Source organism: Rhizobium album (genome assembly GCF_003122325.1).
GTDB lineage: Bacteria > Pseudomonadota > Alphaproteobacteria > Rhizobiales > Rhizobiaceae > Metarhizobium > Metarhizobium album.
The window spans coordinates 56,489-74,259 of the sequence record NZ_QFBC01000001.1; the positions used below are offsets into that span (position 1 = coordinate 56,489).

Genomic DNA, 17,771 nt, shown 5'->3' on the forward strand with positions numbered 1-17,771 from the left:
GGGCTCCTCCCAAGAGCTTGTCTCCCTCGCTCGCCGGTGTCTTTTTCTCTCCGGCCAGCCTCCTGCCGGATCACGTTTTCTGGGGGTGGAGCCTGTCGCCCTGTTTTTCCCGGTTCAGTTCTTCCGCCAGACCCATGAAACGCTTCATCATTTTTTCCATGATTGCGAAGCTCCGGTCAATGTCTGCATCGCTGGGAAGTGACCGGCCGAGGAGTTTTTCGTCTCTCTGGCCGGGCTGCGTGCCTTTTTCAAGCGCTTCGACGCGTTTCGTCAGCCGGTCGAGTTCTTCTTCATAGGCGGCGCGTTCGTCGGCGGCCATGCGGCAGACGAGGTTGCCCTCCTTTTCGTGGCAGAGCGTCAGCGTTCCCGATTGCGTGTCGAGGCGGACGATGCCCTTCTCCGTGCGTTCGAGCTGGAAGCGTCCGGCCTGTTCTTCCTGCGCCTGGGCGCTCAGGGGGGCTGCAAGCGGCGAAAATCCGGCCAGGAGAAGCATCATGCCGTATCGTATCATGTCATCCTCCGAGAATTGTGCGTTCAAGCGTAAAATCCGTCCGGCAGGCGTGGACAAAGCCGCCTCGTTTCGGCAAATGCCTGTCATCGCCAAAGGAGTAAGCCATGACCGCAATCGTCTACAAGATCGTGCCGGAAACCCTGTGGCATGAAGCGCGGCAAACTGGTGTTTTTCATGGCGCCGCCATCGACCTTAGGGATGGTTATATCCACTTTTCCACCGGTCCCCAAGCGAAAGAGACGGCGCGGCTGCATTTCGCCGGCGTGACCGGCCTGTTGCTCGTGGCGGTCGATGCGGATGCTTTGGGCGAGGCTCTGCGCTTCGAGGCATCGCGCGGCGGCGACCTCTTCCCGCATCTTTACGGCGACCTGCCGCTTTCGGCCGTGCTTTGGGAAAAGCCGCTGCCCGTCGGCGCCGACGGTCTCCATGTTTTCCCGGAGCTCGACCGATGATCGACGCCTTCAAGTTGCTCGGCAAGCGCGGTCTTTTTCTTTTCGATCCGGAAGCCGCCCATGGCTTGTCGATCACGGCGCTGAAATCCGGCCTGCTGCCGGCCTGCAGCCTTCCCGCCGATCCGCGGCTGTCCCAGACCGTCGCCGGCCTCACCTTCGCCAATCCGCTCGGCATGGCTGCCGGTTACGACAAGAACGCCGAAGTGACGGCCGCGCTTTTGCGCCTCGGTTTCGGCTTTACCGAAATCGGCACGGTGACGCCGAAGCCGCAGGCCGGCAATCCGAAACCGCGCATCTTCCGACTGGAGCGGGACGGCGCGGTGATCAATCGCCTCGGCTTCAACAATGAAGGCCATGCGGCAGCGCTCGCCCGCCTGCAGGCGGCAAAAATCTCCGGCATCGTCGGCGTCAATATCGGCGCCAACAAGGACAGCGAGGATCGCATCGCCGATTACGTCGCCGGCATCCGCACCTTCTATTCGGTAGCGCGCTATTTTACGGCCAACATCTCCTCGCCGAATACGCCCGGCCTGCGCGACCTGCAGGCGCGCGACAGCCTGGACCAGCTGCTGTCCGCCGTGCTTTCCGCCCGCGATGCGGAAGCGGCCAGGACGGGCCGGAAAATTCCCGTCTTCCTGAAGATCGCACCGGACCTGACACCGGAAGGTATGGACGATATCGCCGCCGAAGTGCTGTCGCATGCGCTCGACGGCCTGATCGTCTCCAACACCACGCTGTCACGCGAAGGTCTGAGCGACCAGTCCCAGGCAAAGGAGGCCGGTGGGCTTTCCGGCCGGCCGTTGTTCGAAAAGTCGACGGCCGTGCTGGCCGCCATGCGTCAGCGCCTCGGCCCGGACTTGCCGATCATCGGCGTCGGCGGCGTCTCCTCGGCGGAAACGGCGCTGGAAAAGATCCGCGCCGGCGCCGACCTGGTGCAGCTCTATTCCTGCATGGTCTATGAGGGACCGGGTCTGCCGGCCCGCATCGTCCGCGGGCTTTCGCCGCTGCTCGATCGCGAAGGCGTCGCCTCGATCCGCGAGTTGCGCGACAGCCGGCTGGATTACTGGGCGGACCGGAAGGTTTGATCCGTCCGTTTCTTCAGGAGCATCGCCAGGAAGAGACCGCGAAAGAGCAAAAAGGCATTCATCGCCAGCCACAGGCCGTGATTGCCGAGAAGCGGGACGAAGACGGTCAGCGCCGCCAGATAGCCGAGGAAGGACATCAGCATGCGGTTGCGCATGTCGGACGACCAGGTGGCGCCGATGAAGACGCCGTCCATCAGGAAGGCCAGCGCGCCGGTCAGCCCGGTGACTGCTGCCCAGGGCAGGTAGGTTTCCGCTGCCTGCCGCACGTCCGGCGCCGTCGTGAGGGCCGAGATCAGCCAGGGTCCCGCCAGCAGGAAAAACAGGCCGCCGGCCGCCGCCAGCCCGAAGGACCAGAGCAGCACCAGCTTCAGCCCCCGCTCGAAGGCAGGGCGGTAATGCGCGCCGATCGCCCGTCCGGCGATCTGCTCGGCGGCATTGGCAAGCCCGTCGAGATAATAGCTGGCCAGCAGGAAAAAATTCATCAGCACCGCATTGGCCGCCAGCGTCACCGCGCCGAAACCGGTGCCGATGCGTGTCATTAAGGTGAAGGAACCGATCAGCACGAAGGTGCGGATCAGGATGTCGCGATTGAGGGCAAATAGCGCCGCGAGCCGCTGCCGCTGGAAGATCTCCGCCAAGGTCGGCCGCTCGCCGGCCTCAAATCGCCTGAGAACGAGGAACAGCCCTGCCAGCATGCCCACCGTCTCGCCCGCCGCCGTTCCCCAGGCGACACCTGAGACGCCCCAGCCGAGATGCAGGCCGAGATAGATCGACAGGGCGATATTGATGCCGTTGATGATCGATTGCAGCAGCAGGCCGAGGGCTCCCTGGCCGCGTCCGAGAACGAAGCCGAGGATGGCATAGTTGGCGAGCGCTGCCGGCCCGGCGAGAATGCGGATGGAGAAATAGGTTGCGGTGGCGTCGGCCACGGCTGCTTCCGCCCCCATCAGCGCCAGCCCGGCCCGCAGCAGAAGCGGCGAAAGGGCAAGCAGCGCCGCGCCGCAGCCGAACGACAGGATCAGCGCCCGCCAGAAGATCGCCTGCTGCTCGCGCCCATCCCGCCGTCCGAAGGCCTGCGCCGTCAGGCCGGTGGTCGAGGCACGTAGAAAATTGAAGCTGCCGAAGATCAGATCGAAGAGCATGGCGCCGATGGCAAGGCCGGCCAGCGCTTCCGCCACACCCATATGGCCGACCACGGCGGTGTTGGTCAGGCCGAGCAGCGGCGTCGTCATGAAACCGAGTGTCATCGGAATGGCGATCGACAGAACCATCCGGTGTGTCACGTCGAAGGCCAGCGGATTGCTGCCGGCCTGTCCTTTGGTGCGGGAATTCATCGTTCTGCCTCGCTTGCGCCGGACAGAATCGCCTCAGCTCGACAGCACCATGGCCCAATAGGGCCGGTTTCCGGAAGAGCTGTTGCGGGCGACCGCGACGCCGAGGCCACGAAAATCGCCGAGCATGTTGTGCAGGTGTTTCGGTGAGTCGATCCATGCCTGTACGGCACGTGCGGTCTCGTTCTGGCCGGCGGCGATGTTTTCGGCGGCCGGCAGGGCAACGCCATGATCTTTCATGCGCTTGCCGAAATCGTCGTTGAAGCCGATGAGATGCGACATCTTGCCGACCTTTGCCATGCGTTTGGCCTGGTCGGTGGCGGCCTGCGACGCCACGGGGTCGACCGCAAGCGGCGACAGGCCTTTCCTGGCACGCAAGGAATTGACCATCGGCAGCGCGTCGGCGGTTTCGTCGCCGCTGGCGCCGTCATCATTGCTGGAGAGCACCGACGTGGTGGAACAGCCGGCAAGCGCCGAGAGGATGCCCAGGCCGGAAAGCAGGACGAGACGGCGGCGGCAAAGAAGCAGGGGCGTCCGGCTCAACGGCGGAAACTCAGGATGCGCAGCAGGATGAAGGCGGGAATGACGATGGTGGCGCCCAGCAGCAGATAGTCGCCGACCCGGCCGAGCGCGGCAAAGCCGGTATGCCAGAGGTCGAGGACGAAGTCGCGGATACCGTTGAGGATATCCATCGGCACGATCCCGAACACGGCCATGATGAAGCCGACGATCAGCGAGACCACGATCAGCTTCAGCACCGTGCGCGCCGGCGTATCACCCAGCATCCTGTTTACCTGGTCGGACATGCCCGCTCCTGTCTGTTCTGCCGCAAAATCGCTCGCATCGCTGCCCGCAATGTCCGTCGTCTCTGCCGCCCTCTGAAATAGAACTTGAGTTTTTTTATGGCGACCGCCAAATGCGGCGAATCCCGCCCCGTACCGCGACCCTATCGGAAACGGCTTGCGCGGGCCAGATGCACCCGGGATCTCTCCTATGCAGCCCAGCCAGCTTTCGTCCGGCGACCTGACCGCCGACCGCCGCGCCGACTATGCCAAGATGCTCGACGAGGGCGGCGAACCCGCGGCCGCGGCGGAACTGATGGAACAGGCGCTGGAGCTTGCTCCTCTCTGGGCGGCCGGCTGGTTCCGGCTTGCCTCCTACCGGGAAAAGGCAGGCGAGACGCAGGGTGCCGCCGATGCCTATCGCAGGGTGCTGGAGTTCGATGCTTCCGATGTCTTCGGCGCCGGCCTCAAGCTCGCATTGCTGGGGCAAGCGGCAACGCCGGACCAGCCGCCCAGCCGCTATGTCGAACGGCTCTTCGACGATTATGCCGACCGTTTCGAGACCTCGCTGGTCGAAAAGCTCGATTACAGCGTGCCGCGCAAGCTGGCGGAGCTGATCGCCACCACCGGCCAAGATTACCGCCTCGCCGTCGATCTCGGTTGCGGCACCGGCTTGCTCGGCCCGGAGATCCGCGGCCGCGTCGACCGCCTCGAAGGTTTCGACCTGTCGCAGAACATGCTGGCGAAAGCAGCGGAAAAGCAGGTCTACGATCATCTGGCCCAGGCGGACCTGTCGCTCGATGCCGAGGCATCGGGCCTCTTCGCGGATAGTGGCCGGCACCGCGCCGACCTGGTCACCGCGGCCGACGTGCTGATGTATCTCGGCAATCTCGAAAACACCTTCGGCCTCGTCGCCTTGCTGGCGGCTCCTGGCGCGGTCTTTGCCTTCTCGGTGGAAGATGCCGGCACGGCGGAAGGGTTTCATCTGGCGCCCTCGCTGCGATATGCCCATAGCGAAGCCCATCTTCGCGGCCTCTGCGAGAGAAATGGCTTCGACGTGGTCGAGATCGGCCGCAGCACCATTCGCAAAGATGGCGGCAAACCTATCGCCGGCATTCTGTTCCTTACGCGCAAAAGCGCGTGAGGGAACTTTTGTTGCGAAGTTGAAAATAGGTCAGCATTGCTTACTTATTTCACTTGCGAAACCGGCAAAAACTGCAAGAATTCAAACCGTTCCCTCATCCTATCGGAAGCCATCCGCTTTCCGTGGTGAACCGCTGCCGGCATCCGGCGGCTCGTTTTCCTTTTCCGGCTGGGCCTCGCCGCCCGGCCTTTACGACCGTGCCCGCCGCAGGAGACCGCCGTCATGACGCAGATCATCAATGCCCTTGGTTTCCGCAATGGCAGCGCCACCCGCCACGCACCGCTCGAAGACGTCCAGGGCATCTTTTCCGGCAGCCTGATTGCGGCGCTGGGCCTGTATTGCCTGGCCGGCGCCGGGCTTCTCACCGGCAGCACCGCCGGTATCGCCTTCCTGCTGCATTATGCCTTCGGGGTGAATTTCGGCCTTGCCTTCTTCCTGCTCAACCTGCCGTTCTTCTACCTGTCGTGGAAGCGCCTCGGACTGGCCTTCACCATCAAGACCTTCCTCGCCATCGGCCTGACCTCGGTGCTGGCCGACGTCCAGTCGCGCTTCCTGCAGATTTCCTCGATCCATCCGGCCTGGGCAGCGCTTCTCGGTGGCCTGCTGCTCGGTTTCGGGCTGCTGGCGCTCTATCGCCATCGCGCCAGCCTCGGCGGTGTCGGCATCCTCGGCATCTACCTCCAGGAGCGTTTCGGCATTCGCGCCGGCCTGACCCAGCTCGCCATCGATCTCTGCGTGCTGGCGGCCGCCTTTTTCGTCACGACGCCGGGCGTGGTGTTCTATTCGGTGCTCGGCGCCGTCGTGCTCAATCTTTTCGTGGCGATCAACCACCGCTCCGATCGTTACATCGCCCTCTGAGTGTCCGGCCGGCCGGCGGCTTTTTCAGCAATCGTTAAAAAAATTCTACGGCGGTTAACGCCTTGTTTACCACGTTTCATGGATTGTGCGCCGTAGTGGTGCGCCGTGCAATTTGTGAGTCTCGCGTCGACGGACGCCACTGACCGACCTCCTGACGAGGCGCCATTATGGCGGCTGTCGGGGGCGTAACCAGATAAGGCCCGGGCAAAACCGGGCGCAACCGTCGAAGCGAGCAGGATTATGAACGGATCGCGCAATCATTCCCGTCATGGCGACACATCGTCTCTCGATGCGCTGAGCCGCACGATCGAGGGATTGGAGGCGCGGATCGAAGGGCTGATGGGAGCGCCGGTGCGTGCCGATAGCCGGCCACGCCCGCCACAGGCCGATTATGGCCCCCGCCCGGAACAACCCCCCGCCCGTTATCGCGAACCCGTCGCCGAACGCGAGGCCCGGCCCGACCCGCTCGCCGAGATCCGCCAGCGCCAGCGCATGCTCGATTCCGGCCGCGATCGTCCGCAGGCCCGCGCCGGGATCGAAACGCGGCAGGAAGTCCGCCCCTCGGAACAGCGCCCGCAGGAGCCGCGCCGCGCCGTAACGCGCGAAAGCTACGCCCAGCCGGAACAGCGCCGCCAGCCGCCGATGGCCGCGCCGCCGCAGGCTGGCGCTGCCGATCACCAGATGAAAGAAATCGCCCAGGCGCTCGTCAGCCTGCGGCAGGAGTTGAAACGCGACATCTCGGAAGGGGTCTCGCGTGAGGTCGGCGCCCTGCGTTCCGAAATGCGCAACATCAAGGCCAGCGCCCAGGACCAGCATTTTGCCGCCGACGTGCGCGACGATCTTGCGCGGCTGGCCCACAGCATCGACCAGTTGGGCAGCCAGGGCGCTCCCAGCCGCGAGATCGTCGGCCTGCGCACCGAATTCGAGGACCTGCGGACGCTGATGGACGGGCTTGCGCGGGAGGATTCCGTTCGCCGCATGGAAACCCGCTGGCATGGCGTGGAAGACCGGCTGCAGGCGCTCGACCCGGTGCCGCTGCAGGAAGAGCTGGTGTCGCTGGCCTATCGCCTCGACGACATCAAGTCGCATCTCGGCAACATGAGCAGCGATCCGGCGATCCGCGTCCTCGAGGACAAGATGATCTCCATCGCCTCGGCGCTAGAGACGCTCGGCGACCGGATGCAGCCGAACGACCACGCCATCGCCGAACAGTTCGCCGGGCTCGACCTGCGCCTGGACGAGATCAGTCGCGCCATCGTTGCCGGCAACCGCTCACCCAACACCTTCGATCCGTCGCTGGTGCAGCGTCTGGAAGGCCGCCTCAATGCCCTGGCCGACCAGATCGACGGCATCGGCCACGCCGCCATGAACCGTCCCGATCCGGCCGCAGCCTTCGGTGCGCGCATCGAGGCGCTGACGACGCGCATCGAGGAATTCGCCAATGTCGAGGCCGCGTCGCGGCTGGAAGAACGACTCGATCAGCTGTCGATGATGCTGGAGCGCTCCCAGAAGGCGCCGGCGACGGCCGAACTGACCGGTTATCTCTCCGACATTTCCCGCAAGATCGATGCGCTCGACCAGGGCTCGGTCAACGACGTGCTGGCCGAGCGGCTGGATTATCTCGCCCGCCGCATCGACGACATGGAGTTCCATCCGCAGCCGGCCCCGGCTCCGGCGCTGGACGACGACGCCTTCCGGCGGATCGAAGGCCAGCTGCTCGATATCGCCACGCGCCTCGACGAGACGGCGGCGGCACCGGCCTCCGACAATCGCGCCCTAAAGGCGCTCGAAGAGCAGATTGCGCATCTGTCGCTGCTGATCAGCGAGCCGCGCCAGGACAGCCTGTCGCCACAGGTCGAAAGCCGGATGGCGGCTCTCGAAGACTATATGGCGACCAGTGACGAATACATCATCGAGGCGGCCCGGCAGGCAGCCGAAGCGGTGGTCGAGGCCTATTCCCGCAACGGCATGACCGGCGGTGCGGCTGCTCCCGCCGACATGTCGGCGCTGACGGCGCTCGCCCACGACCTCCGCAACCTCGAAGATCTCACCCGCCATTCGGAAAGCCGCACGCAGCAGACCTTCGAGGCGCTTCACGATACGCTGGTGCAGATCGCCGGCCGCCTGGAAACCATGGACGACCGGTTCCGTTCGCTGGAGGATCGCTCCTTCGAGCGCCGATCCGAGCCGGTCATGCCGAAAGCCGCCCAGCCGGTTTTCGCCGAAACCGCTTATGAGGAACCCGCCCGCCCTTTTGGCGGTAAGTCCGGTCTCGACGATTTCGACGGTCTCGATACCGGGCTCACCGCCTATCCGCCGCGTGATATCCAGCCCAGCACCGACGGCCAGTCCTCGCCGGTCATCCGCACCATGGCGCCGGAACCGGTCGAGGCGGACATCGTCCCCGCGGCCGAAACCGCCACTGCCGAAAAGGCGATGCCGAGCAAGGGAAGCCTGCTCGTCAGCCTCGGCAAGCGCCTGCTCGGGCGCAAGTCTGCGCCGGTTGTCGCCGAACGCGCCATGATCGAGCCGACGCCGCCGCTGGCGCCGGAAGACATGATCCCTGCCGACGATGCCAACGAACTTCTGGAGCCCGGTTCCGGCGCGCCGGACGTCAAGAAGATCCTGGAGCGCGTCCGCGCCAGCCAGAACGGCCAGCGTGTCGCCGCCACTGCGGAGGTCGATCGCGCCGACTACATCGCTGCCGCCCGTCGCGCCGCTCAGGCGGCGGCCCAGGAAGTCGACCAGGCCCAGCAGCGGTTCAGCGCCGGCAAGGTCGGCGCCGGGTTCGGCGCGAAATTCTCCCAGCATCGTCGTCCGATCCTGATGGCTGTCGGCGCGATCCTGCTGGCGCTGATGGCCGTTCCGCTCGTCAACACGCTGGTTCGGGGCGAAAAGGCTCCCTCCGCCGTCGAAGCGACGACCGAGACGACGCCGTCCGTCACCACCGGCGCCGATCCGGCGACGGCAAAGCTGGACAACTCGGCCAGCGCTTTCGATACCCAGACGCCGGATGCAAATCCGAGCGATTCCACGGCGACGGAGACACTGCCGGGCGATACGAAGGCAATTGCCGGGCAATCTGCGGCCGAAGACACCTTCGTGAATGCCACCGCCGCCGCAACGGGCGAGTTGCCCGTCGCCGGCGACAGCATCGAGGAGCCGTCGACGGCTGCGACGGCCGATGCCGAGCCGGTGCAGGAAACCGCCATCGTCGTGCCCGCCGCGATCACGCCGAAATCGCTGAGCGACGCGGCCGTGAACGGCGATCCGGCCGCCCTGTTCGAAATCGGCGCGCGTTACACGGAAGGCCGCGGCGTGCCCGTCGATCTGGCGGAAGCGGCGAAATGGTACCAGCGCGCGGCCGACAAGGGTTTCGCACCGGCGCAATACCGCATCGCCAATCTTTTCGAAAAAGGCACCGGCGTCGAACGCGATCTCGCCAAGGCGAAATCCTATTACCAGCAGGCTGCCGACAAGGGTAATGCCAGTGCCATGCACAACCTCGCCGTCCTGCTGGCAACCGGCGTCGAGGGCAAGCCGGATTTCGATACGGCGGTGTCCTGGTTCGTCAAGGCCGCCGATCTCGGCGTCGCCGACAGCCAGTTCAACCTGGCGATCCTGTATGCCCGCGGCAACGGCGTGAAGCAGGATCTCGAACAGTCCTACAAGTGGTTCGCCATCGCCGCCAAGGACGGCGACAAGGATGCGGCGCAGAAGCGTGACGAGGTGGCGAACGCCATGCGGCCGGAGCAGCTCGAAAATGCCCGCGCCCAGGTCGATCTCTGGAAGCCGCAGCCGCTGAACGCCGATGCCAACTCGGTCAACATTCCCGACGAATGGGTCGGCAAGGGCGTGAAGACGGCCTCGGTCGACATGAAGAAGGCGGTCCGCAACATCCAGGCGATCCTCAACAACAACGGTTTCGACGCCGGCACGCCGGACGGCGAAATGGGCAAGAAGACCGTCAACGCCATCAAGGCTTTCCAGAAGTCCATCGGCCAGGAACCGGACGGCAAAATCACCGACGCCCTGGTCAAGGAGTTGCTTGCCCGAAACAAATGACGCCCTGTCACAAAAACGGAAAAAAGACAGCTTAGGACGTTTCCGAGAATTGACACCCCGAGCTTTGGGGCGCAAGACGATTATCACGGCTCAATCAATGGCATGGCCATGATTTGGCAATGATTTTGCGCCTTACTTCGCAGGGTCAGGGTTTCAGCCTTGCACACCCGCCAATAACCCGCCGGCTGCCGGCGGGTTGATACCTGTTTTTGAGGTCCTGCCGTGTCGATCTATCTGCCGATCGCAGAATTGTCGGTCAACATCTTCGTTATCCTGGGCATGGGCGCAGCGGTGGGTTTTCTGTCGGGGATGTTTGGCGTCGGCGGCGGCTTCCTGATCACGCCGCTTTTGATCTTCTACAATATCCCGCCGGTCGTTGCCGTCGCCACCGGCGCAAACCAGGTCGTCGCCTCCTCCGTCTCCGGCGCGCTCAGCCATTTCCGGCGCGGGACGCTGGATGTGAAGCTCGGCACGGTGCTCCTGATCGGCGGTCTGGTGGGCGCCACGGTCGGCATCTGGATCTTCTCGCTGCTGCGCAGCCTCGGCCAGCTCGACCTGTTCATCTCGTTGCTCTACGTCGTTTTCCTGGGCACGGTCGGTGGTCTGATGCTGCTCGAAAGCCTCAACGCCATGCGTCGCGCCCGTCGCAACGAAACGGTGACGCTGAAGAAGCCCGGCCAGCACAGCTGGGTCCACCGGCTGCCGCTGAAGATGCGGTTCAAGAAATCGAAGATCTATCTGAGCGTCATCCCGATCATCGCCCTCGGCTTTGCGATCGGTATCCTCACCTCGGTCATGGGTGTGGGCGGCGGCTTCATCATGGTGCCGGCGATGATCTATCTGCTGCGCATCCCGACCAACGTCGTCGTCGGGACATCGCTGTTCCAGATCATCTTCGTCACCGCCTATACGACGGTGGTGCAGGCGACCACCAACTATTCCGTCGATATCGTGCTTGCCTTCATCCTGATGGTGGCGGGTGTCATCGGCGCGCAATACGGCGTCCGCGTCGGCCAGAAACTGCGCGGCGAGCAGCTGCGTGCCCTTCTCGGGCTGCTGGTGCTTGCCGTGGGCCTGCGTCTTGCCGTGGCGCTCGTCGTCACGCCGAGCGACCTTTTCTCGATTGCGATCGGAGGCGTCGGAAACTGATGCTGCGCCTTCCCGCAATCGCCCTCGCGGCCCTGCTTTTCGCTTTCCCGGCCATGGCGCAGATGCCGGCGCTCGGGGAAACGGTCGACAGCAAGGAACGGCTGCAGATCGGCATGTCGACCAGCGAGATCGCCATCACTTCGGATTTCCACGGCGCCGACCTCACCATCTTCGGCACCGTCGATTATGCCGACGAACTGCTGATGGCCATCGGCCAGTACGACATCGTCGTGGCGCTCGAGGGCCCGAAGGACAATACCACGGTGCGCAAGAAGGAACGGCTGTTCGGCATCTGGGTGAACCGTCGCGCCATGACCTTCGAGATGGTGCCGGAATCCTACTCGATTTCCAGCACCCGCGCCGTCGATACCATCGCCGTCGAGCAGGAACTCAACGAGCGGGGCGTCGGGCTCAACCACATCCCGCTCAGGGCCGTCGGCTTTGTCGGCAACGCCGCCAATCTCGGCGAATTCCGCGATGCCTATCGACGGCTCAAACAGACCCACGGCCTCTACGAACGCGATCCGAGCGGCGTGCGTTTCGTCAGCCCGACACTGTTTCGCGCCACGCTGAGGCTGCCGGCCAACATTCCGAACGGCGTCCACACCGTGCGGGCATTCCTGTTCAAGAGCGGCGTTTTCGTCGGCGAGCAGCAATTGCCGCTGCGGGTGGTGAAAACCGGCATCGAACAAGCGATCACCGATGCGGCGCGCGAGACGCCCTTCGCCTATGGCCTGTTTGCCGTGCTGATGGCCATCATCACCGGCTGGTCGGCGAGCATCCTGTTCCGCAAGGATTGATCCGGCATTACAACTGATCCGAAGTGGAGCGCTGCCGGTAGATTGGGCCGCGTCGCGAATGGCGGCCTAAAAATGCCGGCCGCGTCAGCCGAGCAGGTTGCCGAAGCGGACGGAATAGACCCGGTCGCGGCCCATCAGGTGGGCCACCAGCGCCGTCCTGTCGAACAGGCCGCGCATCGCCTTGTGGCGCAGATCGAGGCCGCCGCTCATCAGCCCGAAAGCCGGCATCAGCAGGCGGCCGCCATCCGTGGCGAAGCAGGGGCGGCGGATGGCCTTTTCGCGCCGGCGCACGGTGGCGGCGGGGTGCAGGTGGCCGGCAATCTCGCCTTTCTGAAGTCCCTGCCGCGGCTCGTGGCGGAAGACGAGGCCGCCGTAATGCAGTTCGTCGGCGCAGGTGCCGGGCAGGTCGACGGTGCCGTCAGGATCGTGGTTGCCGTTGATCCAGATCCATTCGCGGCCGCAGGCCATGGTGGTGATCAAGCTGCGGAATTCCGCCGGCATGTGCGCCGAGCCGATGCGGTCGTGAAAATTGTCGCCGAGCGAGATGACGACCTTCGGATCGTAGCGGGAAATCACGGCGGAGAGCACCGTCAGCGTCGCCAGCGTGTCATAGGGCGGCAGCATCATGCCGCGGCGGGCGAAGGCGGCGCCCTTTTCGAGATGCAGGTCGGAGACGACGACGACACCGCTGTCCGGCAGATAGAGCGCGCCGAGCGGATCGCAGACGGCGGCGACGCCGTTGACGGTGGTGTCCGCACAGCTTGGCGCCGGCGTCGAAAGCATGTCGCGCGCAAGCGCCAGGCGGTTCATCAAGGCAGTCCGGTTCCAGTCCTGTTCAGGCCATCGCCTCGGCGATCAGGTCGTCGGCGGCCTCCGCCAGCAATGCGTCCTGCGCTTCGCCGGGCACGGCCTCCTTGCCGATCTCGAGCATCACGGGCACGGCGAGCGGCGAGATATGGTCGAGCGCGCGGTGGGTGATATGGCCCTTGATTCGTGTCAGCATATCGCCAAGTCGGGAAATATCCAAAAGACCGCTTGCCGCATCCTGCCGTGTCGCCTGCAGTAGGATGTGGTCGGGCTCGTGGCTGCGCAACACGTCGTAGATCAGGTCGGCCGAAACCGTCACCTGCCGGCCGGTCTTTTCCTTGCCGGGATGGCGCCGCTCGATGAGGCCGGCGATGACGGCGCAGTTGCGGAAGGTGCGCTTGAGCAGGAAGGATTCCGCCAGCCATGCCTCCAGGTCGTCGCCCAGCATGTCCTCGTCGAACAGTTCGGCAAGGCTGAGCCGGCCGTTGGCGATCATCAGCCCCATGTCTTCGAGCCCCCAGATGCCGAGCGAATAATCGGTGGCGACGAAGCCGAGCGGTTTGGCGCCCATGCGTTCCAGACGGCGGGTGAGCAGCATGCCGAGCGTCTGGTGCGCCAGCCGCCCTTCGAAAGGATAGGCGACCATGTAGGCGCGGCTGCCGCGGGGAAAGGTCTCGATCAGCAGCTCGTCGCGCTTCGGCAGCATCGACTTGTCCCTCTGGATCTCCAGCCAGTCGCGCACCTGGTCGGGAAGCTTATGCCAGCGGTCGGGGTCGGCGAGCATGCCGCGCACCTGGTCGGCGAGATAGGTGGACAGCGGAAATTTTCCGCCGGCATAGGCCGGGATGCGCGGATCGAGCGAAAAGGCCTGGCTCGCCAGCGCCTCGTTTTCGCGGATGCCCTCGAAACGCAAAACCTTGCCGGCGAAGATGAAGGTATCGCCGGGGGCGAGCTGTTCGAGGAAATATTCCTCCACCTTGCCGAGCGTCGCCCCGCCGCGGCCGATGCGTCCGCCCTGTCCGCGCTTGACCATCTTCAGGTTCAGCATCGGGCTTTCGACGATGGTGCCGAGGTTCAGGCGATATTGCTGCGCCACCTGCGGATTGGAGACCCGCCACCGCCCCTCTGGCGTCCTGCGGATGCGGGCATACCGCTCATAGGTCCTCAGCGCATAGCCGCCGGTCGCGACGAAATCGACGATGCGTTCGAACGTCTCCCAGGAAAGGTCGGCATAAGGTGAGGCGCTGATCACCTCGTCATAGAGCTCCAGCATGTCGAAGGGTTCGGCGCAGGCCATGCCGAGCACATGCTGGGCGAGCACGTCGAGCGCGCCGGCGCCGACCGGCGGCGTGTCCTGCGCGCCGATGTAATTGGCGTCGAGCGCCGCCTGGCACTCCATCACCTCGAAACGATTGGCCGGCACCAGGATCGCCTTGGACGGTTCGTCCATGCGGTGGTTGGCGCGGCCGATGCGCTGGGCGAGCCGCGAAGCTCCCTTCGGCGCGCCGACATGGATGACGAGATCGACATCGCCCCAGTCGATTCCGAGATCGAGCGTCGAGGTGGCGACCACGGCGCGCAGCCTGTTGGCCGCCATCGCCGCCTCCACCTTGCGCCGCTGGCCGACATCGAGCGAACCGTGATGCAGGGCGATCGGCAGATTGTCTTCGTTGACGGTCCACAGTTCCTGGAACAGCATCTCCGCCTGGCTGCGGGTGTTGACGAACAGCAGCGTCGTCTGATGATCGAGCAACTGCCTGTAGACGTCGGGAATGGCGTATTTGGCGGAATGCCCGGCCCAGGGGATGCGCTCTTCCGTCTTGAGGATGGAAATGTTCGGCTTGGCGCCCCCTTCGACCAACACCAGCCCGGCGTGCCTGTCCTCATCCGGCTGCTGCGCCACCAGCCACTGCTGCAGTTCCATCGGCTCGGCGACCGTGGCCGAAAGGCCGATCGTCTGCAGTTTTGGCGCCAGCCGGCGCAGGCGGGCGAGGCCGAGCGACAGCATATGGCCGCGCTTGGAGGTGACGAGCGAATGCAACTCGTCGAGGATCACATATTTCAGGTCCTTGAAGAAGCGTTCCGCCTCCTTGTTGGCGAGCAGCAGCGCCACCTGCTCCGGCGTCGTCAGCAGGATGTCGGGCGGATTGAGTTTCTGGCGCTGGCGTTTGGCGACCGGCGTGTCGCCGGTGCGGTTCTCGATCGTCACCGGCAGGCCCATCTCCTCGACCGGCTTCATCAGGTTGCGCTCGATATCGACGGCGAGCGCCTTGAGCGGCGAGACGTAGAGCGTGTGGATGCCGGTAAAGGCGGAGCCGGGCGGAATTTTGCCACGCCGCGTCAGGTCGGTGAGCGACGGCAGGAAACCGGCAAGCGTCTTGCCGGCGCCGGTGGGGGCGATCAAAAGCGTGCTGTCGCCGCCCTCGGCGCGGCGAAGAAGTTCAAGCTGGTGGGCGCGCGGCCGCCAGCCTTTTTCCGCAAACCAGCGGGTGAAGGGCAGGGGAAGTGTAACGGAGGCTTCTGTGTCGATCTGATTCACGCCGCATAAACTAGGCAAGCGACAGCGGAAAAAGAAGGGCCGGGCGCGCCTGGCACGGCGATATTCGTCATTCTTGCGGCGTTCTGCCGCCGTCACGCAAAATTAAGTGTTCCGGCGTCGGCATGTGCCGTCGATAGCAGCTTTTAACACTCTGCCTGTACCATTTCGGATCAGGCGCAGGCATCCGAGCAATTTCTGCGCGCGAGGAGAGATAACGGCTCAACGAATTTACGTTTACGCGAACGTCAATATTTTGTATCAGTTTGAAAGTCCGGATCAGGCATCCGGACGAGAGTGGTGGAGGAAGAGGAACGATGCCCGTCTACAAGGCCCCGGTGAACGATACGCTTTTTGTCCTCAACGAGGTGTTGGGGCTCGAACGCTACAACAACCTTCCCGGCTTTGCCGACGCGACCCCCGACATGCTGGAAGCGATCCTCGGTGAAGCGGCGAAGATGGCCGAAGAGGTGCTCCTGCCCCTCAACCGCACCGGCGATCTCGAAGGCTGCAAACGCCACGACGACGGCTCGGTCACCACCCCCAAGGGCTTCAAGGAAGCCTACGACGCCTATTGCGAGGCCGGCTGGATCGGTCTTGCCGTGCCGGAGGAGTTCGGCGGCCAGGGCCTGCCCTATACGCTGCATGCGGCGATCGGCGAATACAACTCCGCCGCCAACATGTCGCTGATGATGTATCCGGGCCTGACCCAGGGCGCCATCGCCGCCATCCTCGTGCACGGAACCGAGGAGCAGAAGCGCACCTACCTGCCGAAGATGGTCGCCGGCACCTGGTCCGGCACCATGAACCTCACCGAGCCGCATTGCGGCACCGACCTCGGCCTGCTGCGCACCAAGGCCGTGCCGCAGGCGGACGGCAGCTACAGGATTTCCGGCCAGAAAATCTTCATCTCCGCCGGCGAACACGACATGACGGACAACATCGTCCATCTGGTGCTCGCCCGCATCGAAGGCGCGCCCGAAGGCACCAAGGGCATCTCGCTGTTCATCGTGCCGAAATTCCTCGTCAACGAGGACGGTACGCCGGGCAAGCGCAACAACGTGTCCTGCGGCGCCATCGAGCACAAGATGGGCATCCACGGCAACGCCACCTGCGTCATCAACCACGACGAGGCGACCGGCTACCTCATCGGCGCCGAGAACAAGGGCCTCAACGCCATGTTCGTGATGATGAACGAAGCCCGCCTCGGCGTCGGCCTGCAAGGCCTGTCGATCGGCGAAATCGCCTACCAGAACGCCGCCAGCTATGCCCGCGAGCGCATCCAGGGCCGCTCGCTCTCCGGCGCCAAGGCACCGGAGAAGAAGGCCGATCCGATCATCGTCCATCCCGATGTCCGCCGTTCGCTGATGACCATCCGCGCCTTCAACGAGGCCGGCCGTGCCTTCCTTTTGTGGACGGCGCTGAAATCCGACATCGCCCACCGTGCCGCCGATGCCGCCGAAAAACAGGCGGCGGACGACACCCTCGGCCTCGTCACCCCCATCCTCAAGGGTGTCCTGACCGACAAGGGGTTCGATCACGCCGTCATGGCGCAGCAACTCTTCGGCGGCCACGGCTACATCGAGGAACACGGCATGAGCCAGTATGTCCGCGATGCGCGCATCACCATGATCTATGAAGGCGCCAACGGCATCCAGGCACTCGACCTCGTCGGCCGCAAGCTCGGCCTCAACGGCGGCCGCGCCGTCATGGCGCTGTTCAAGGAAATCGGCGATTTCTGCGAGGAAAACCGCGCTGACGAAAAGCTCGCCTTCTTCACCAAGCATCTGAAGAAGGGCCTGAACGACCTGCAGGCCTCGACCATGTGGTTCATGCAGAACGCCATGGCCAAGCCCGACAATGCCGGCGCCGGCTCCACCGACTACATGCACCTCTTCGGCCTCGTCGTGCTCGGCTACATGTGGGCGAAGATGGCCAAGGCGGCGGAAGAAGGCCTTGCCGCCGGCAAGGGGAGGGCCGATTTCTACGGCAACAAGCTGCTGACCGGCCGCTTCTTCATGGAGCGTCTCCTGCCGGAAACCGCGCTGCGCAAGACCCGCATCGAAGCTGGCGCCGACACAGTGATGGCGCTTGCCGCGGATGCTTTTTGAGCCGGTTGGTTTGGGCTTGCAAAAAGCCCAGATTGGCTCTGGAGGAATCACCGGGCGAATGCCACCCTGGCCGGCGATGCATGGCGCTTTTACGGGAAGGAAAAAAGTTATATAAGAATATAACTTTTGATGGAGGCAGC

General features: G+C 64.4%; 14 protein-coding genes. 8 read left to right on the forward strand and 6 right to left on the reverse strand.

The window, feature by feature from the left end:
* Positions 1 to 70 precede the first annotated feature (70 nt).
* Positions 71 to 496 (reverse strand): hypothetical protein, encoded by a 426-nt coding sequence (locus DEM27_RS00335; protein ID WP_109456881.1) that lies wholly within the window; start codon positions 494 to 496, stop codon positions 71 to 73.
* A gap of 119 nt (positions 497 to 615) precedes the next feature.
* Between DEM27_RS00335 and DEM27_RS00340 the strand changes: the two genes are divergently transcribed.
* Positions 616 to 963: a DUF952 domain-containing protein gene (locus DEM27_RS00340; RefSeq protein ID WP_109456211.1), complete on the forward strand. Its 348-nt coding sequence runs from the start codon at positions 616 to 618 to the stop codon at positions 961 to 963.
* Positions 960 to 2,048, forward strand: coding sequence for a quinone-dependent dihydroorotate dehydrogenase (locus DEM27_RS00345; RefSeq protein ID WP_109456212.1), 1,089 nt, complete (start codon positions 960 to 962; stop codon positions 2,046 to 2,048). The genes DEM27_RS00340 and DEM27_RS00345 overlap by 4 nt, the downstream gene beginning before the upstream one ends.
* Here the strand turns inward: DEM27_RS00345 and DEM27_RS00350 are convergent.
* The 3 genes from DEM27_RS00350 to DEM27_RS00360 are packed head-to-tail and all read right to left on the reverse strand — an operon-like array spanning position 2,024 to position 4,185.
* Positions 2,024 to 3,382, reverse strand: a complete 1,359-nt coding sequence (locus DEM27_RS00350; RefSeq protein WP_109456213.1) for an MATE family efflux transporter — start codon at positions 3,380 to 3,382, stop codon at positions 2,024 to 2,026. The genes DEM27_RS00345 and DEM27_RS00350 overlap by 25 nt on opposite strands.
* A 33-nt stretch (positions 3,383 to 3,415) precedes the next feature.
* Entirely contained in the window at positions 3,416 to 3,922 is a 507-nt protein-coding gene (locus DEM27_RS00355) for a CAP domain-containing protein (protein WP_109456214.1), read from the reverse strand.
* Positions 3,919 to 4,185, reverse strand: a complete 267-nt coding sequence (locus DEM27_RS00360) for a DUF6460 domain-containing protein (protein ID WP_109456215.1) — start codon at positions 4,183 to 4,185, stop codon at positions 3,919 to 3,921. Before DEM27_RS00360 ends, DEM27_RS00355 begins: the two co-directional genes overlap by 4 nt.
* A gap of 187 nt (positions 4,186 to 4,372) precedes the next feature.
* Between DEM27_RS00360 and DEM27_RS00365 the strand changes: the two genes are divergently transcribed.
* The 5 genes from DEM27_RS00365 to DEM27_RS00385 all read left to right on the forward strand — a co-directional run bounded on the left by DEM27_RS00365 (position 4,373) and on the right by DEM27_RS00385 (position 12,177).
* Positions 4,373 to 5,305 (forward strand): class I SAM-dependent DNA methyltransferase, encoded by a 933-nt coding sequence (locus tag DEM27_RS00365; protein WP_109456216.1) that lies wholly within the window; start codon positions 4,373 to 4,375, stop codon positions 5,303 to 5,305.
* A 222-nt stretch (positions 5,306 to 5,527) separates the two neighbouring features.
* Positions 5,528 to 6,163 carry a YitT family protein gene (locus tag DEM27_RS00370; RefSeq protein WP_109456217.1) on the forward strand — a complete coding sequence of 212 codons (636 nt, stop codon included), beginning with the start codon at positions 5,528 to 5,530 and terminating at the stop codon, positions 6,161 to 6,163.
* 240 nt (positions 6,164 to 6,403) lie between these two features.
* Positions 6,404 to 10,228 carry an SEL1-like repeat protein gene (locus DEM27_RS00375; RefSeq protein ID WP_109456218.1) on the forward strand — a complete coding sequence of 1,275 codons (3,825 nt, stop codon included), beginning with the start codon at positions 6,404 to 6,406 and terminating at the stop codon, positions 10,226 to 10,228.
* A gap of 222 nt (positions 10,229 to 10,450) precedes the next feature.
* Complete coding sequence (locus tag DEM27_RS00380) at positions 10,451 to 11,377, forward strand: sulfite exporter TauE/SafE family protein (RefSeq protein WP_109456219.1); 927 nt, start codon at positions 10,451 to 10,453, stop codon at positions 11,375 to 11,377.
* Positions 11,374 to 12,177, forward strand: a complete 804-nt coding sequence (locus tag DEM27_RS00385) for a TIGR02186 family protein (protein ID WP_420028796.1) — start codon at positions 11,374 to 11,376, stop codon at positions 12,175 to 12,177. Before DEM27_RS00380 ends, DEM27_RS00385 begins: the two co-directional genes overlap by 4 nt.
* Positions 12,178 to 12,261: 84 nt before the next feature.
* Here DEM27_RS00385 and pdeM read toward each other — a convergent pair whose 3' ends face one another.
* Both pdeM and DEM27_RS00395 read right to left on the reverse strand, forming a co-directional pair.
* Positions 12,262 to 12,987 (reverse strand): ligase-associated DNA damage response endonuclease PdeM, encoded by a 726-nt coding sequence (gene pdeM, locus DEM27_RS00390; RefSeq protein WP_109456221.1) that lies wholly within the window; start codon positions 12,985 to 12,987, stop codon positions 12,262 to 12,264.
* A gap of 25 nt (positions 12,988 to 13,012) precedes the next feature.
* Entirely contained in the window at positions 13,013 to 15,523 is a 2,511-nt protein-coding gene (locus tag DEM27_RS00395) for a ligase-associated DNA damage response DEXH box helicase (protein ID WP_109456882.1), read from the reverse strand.
* Positions 15,524 to 15,837: 314 nt separating this feature from the next.
* Here DEM27_RS00395 and DEM27_RS00400 point away from each other — a divergent pair, with 314 nt between their 5' ends.
* On the forward strand, positions 15,838 to 17,631 hold the full coding sequence (locus DEM27_RS00400; protein WP_109456222.1) for an acyl-CoA dehydrogenase C-terminal domain-containing protein: 1,794 nt from the start codon (positions 15,838 to 15,840) through the stop codon (positions 17,629 to 17,631).
* Positions 17,632 to 17,771: the final 140 nt, after the last annotated feature.

Bases quoted from the DNA above. Each gene is read 5' to 3' on its own strand.
- DEM27_RS00365 (WP_109456216.1), top strand. From the start codon at position 4,373: ATGCAGCCCAGCCAGCTTTCGTCCGGCGACCTGACCGCCGACCGCCGC.
- pdeM (WP_109456221.1), bottom strand. From the start codon at position 12,987: ATGAACCGCCTGGCGCTTGCGCGCGACATGCTTTCGACGCCGGCGCCA.
- DEM27_RS00400 (WP_109456222.1), top strand. From the start codon at position 15,838: ATGCCCGTCTACAAGGCCCCGGTGAACGATACGCTTTTTGTCCTCAAC.
- DEM27_RS00375 (WP_109456218.1), top strand. From the start codon at position 6,404: ATGAACGGATCGCGCAATCATTCCCGTCATGGCGACACATCGTCTCTC.
- DEM27_RS00360 (WP_109456215.1), bottom strand. From the start codon at position 4,185: ATGTCCGACCAGGTAAACAGGATGCTGGGTGATACGCCGGCGCGCACG.
- DEM27_RS00340 (WP_109456211.1), top strand. From the start codon at position 616: ATGACCGCAATCGTCTACAAGATCGTGCCGGAAACCCTGTGGCATGAA.
- DEM27_RS00370 (WP_109456217.1), top strand. From the start codon at position 5,528: ATGACGCAGATCATCAATGCCCTTGGTTTCCGCAATGGCAGCGCCACC.
- DEM27_RS00345 (WP_109456212.1), top strand. From the start codon at position 960: ATGATCGACGCCTTCAAGTTGCTCGGCAAGCGCGGTCTTTTTCTTTTC.
- DEM27_RS00335 (WP_109456881.1), bottom strand. From the start codon at position 496: ATGATGCTTCTCCTGGCCGGATTTTCGCCGCTTGCAGCCCCCCTGAGC.
- DEM27_RS00350 (WP_109456213.1), bottom strand. From the start codon at position 3,382: ATGAATTCCCGCACCAAAGGACAGGCCGGCAGCAATCCGCTGGCCTTC.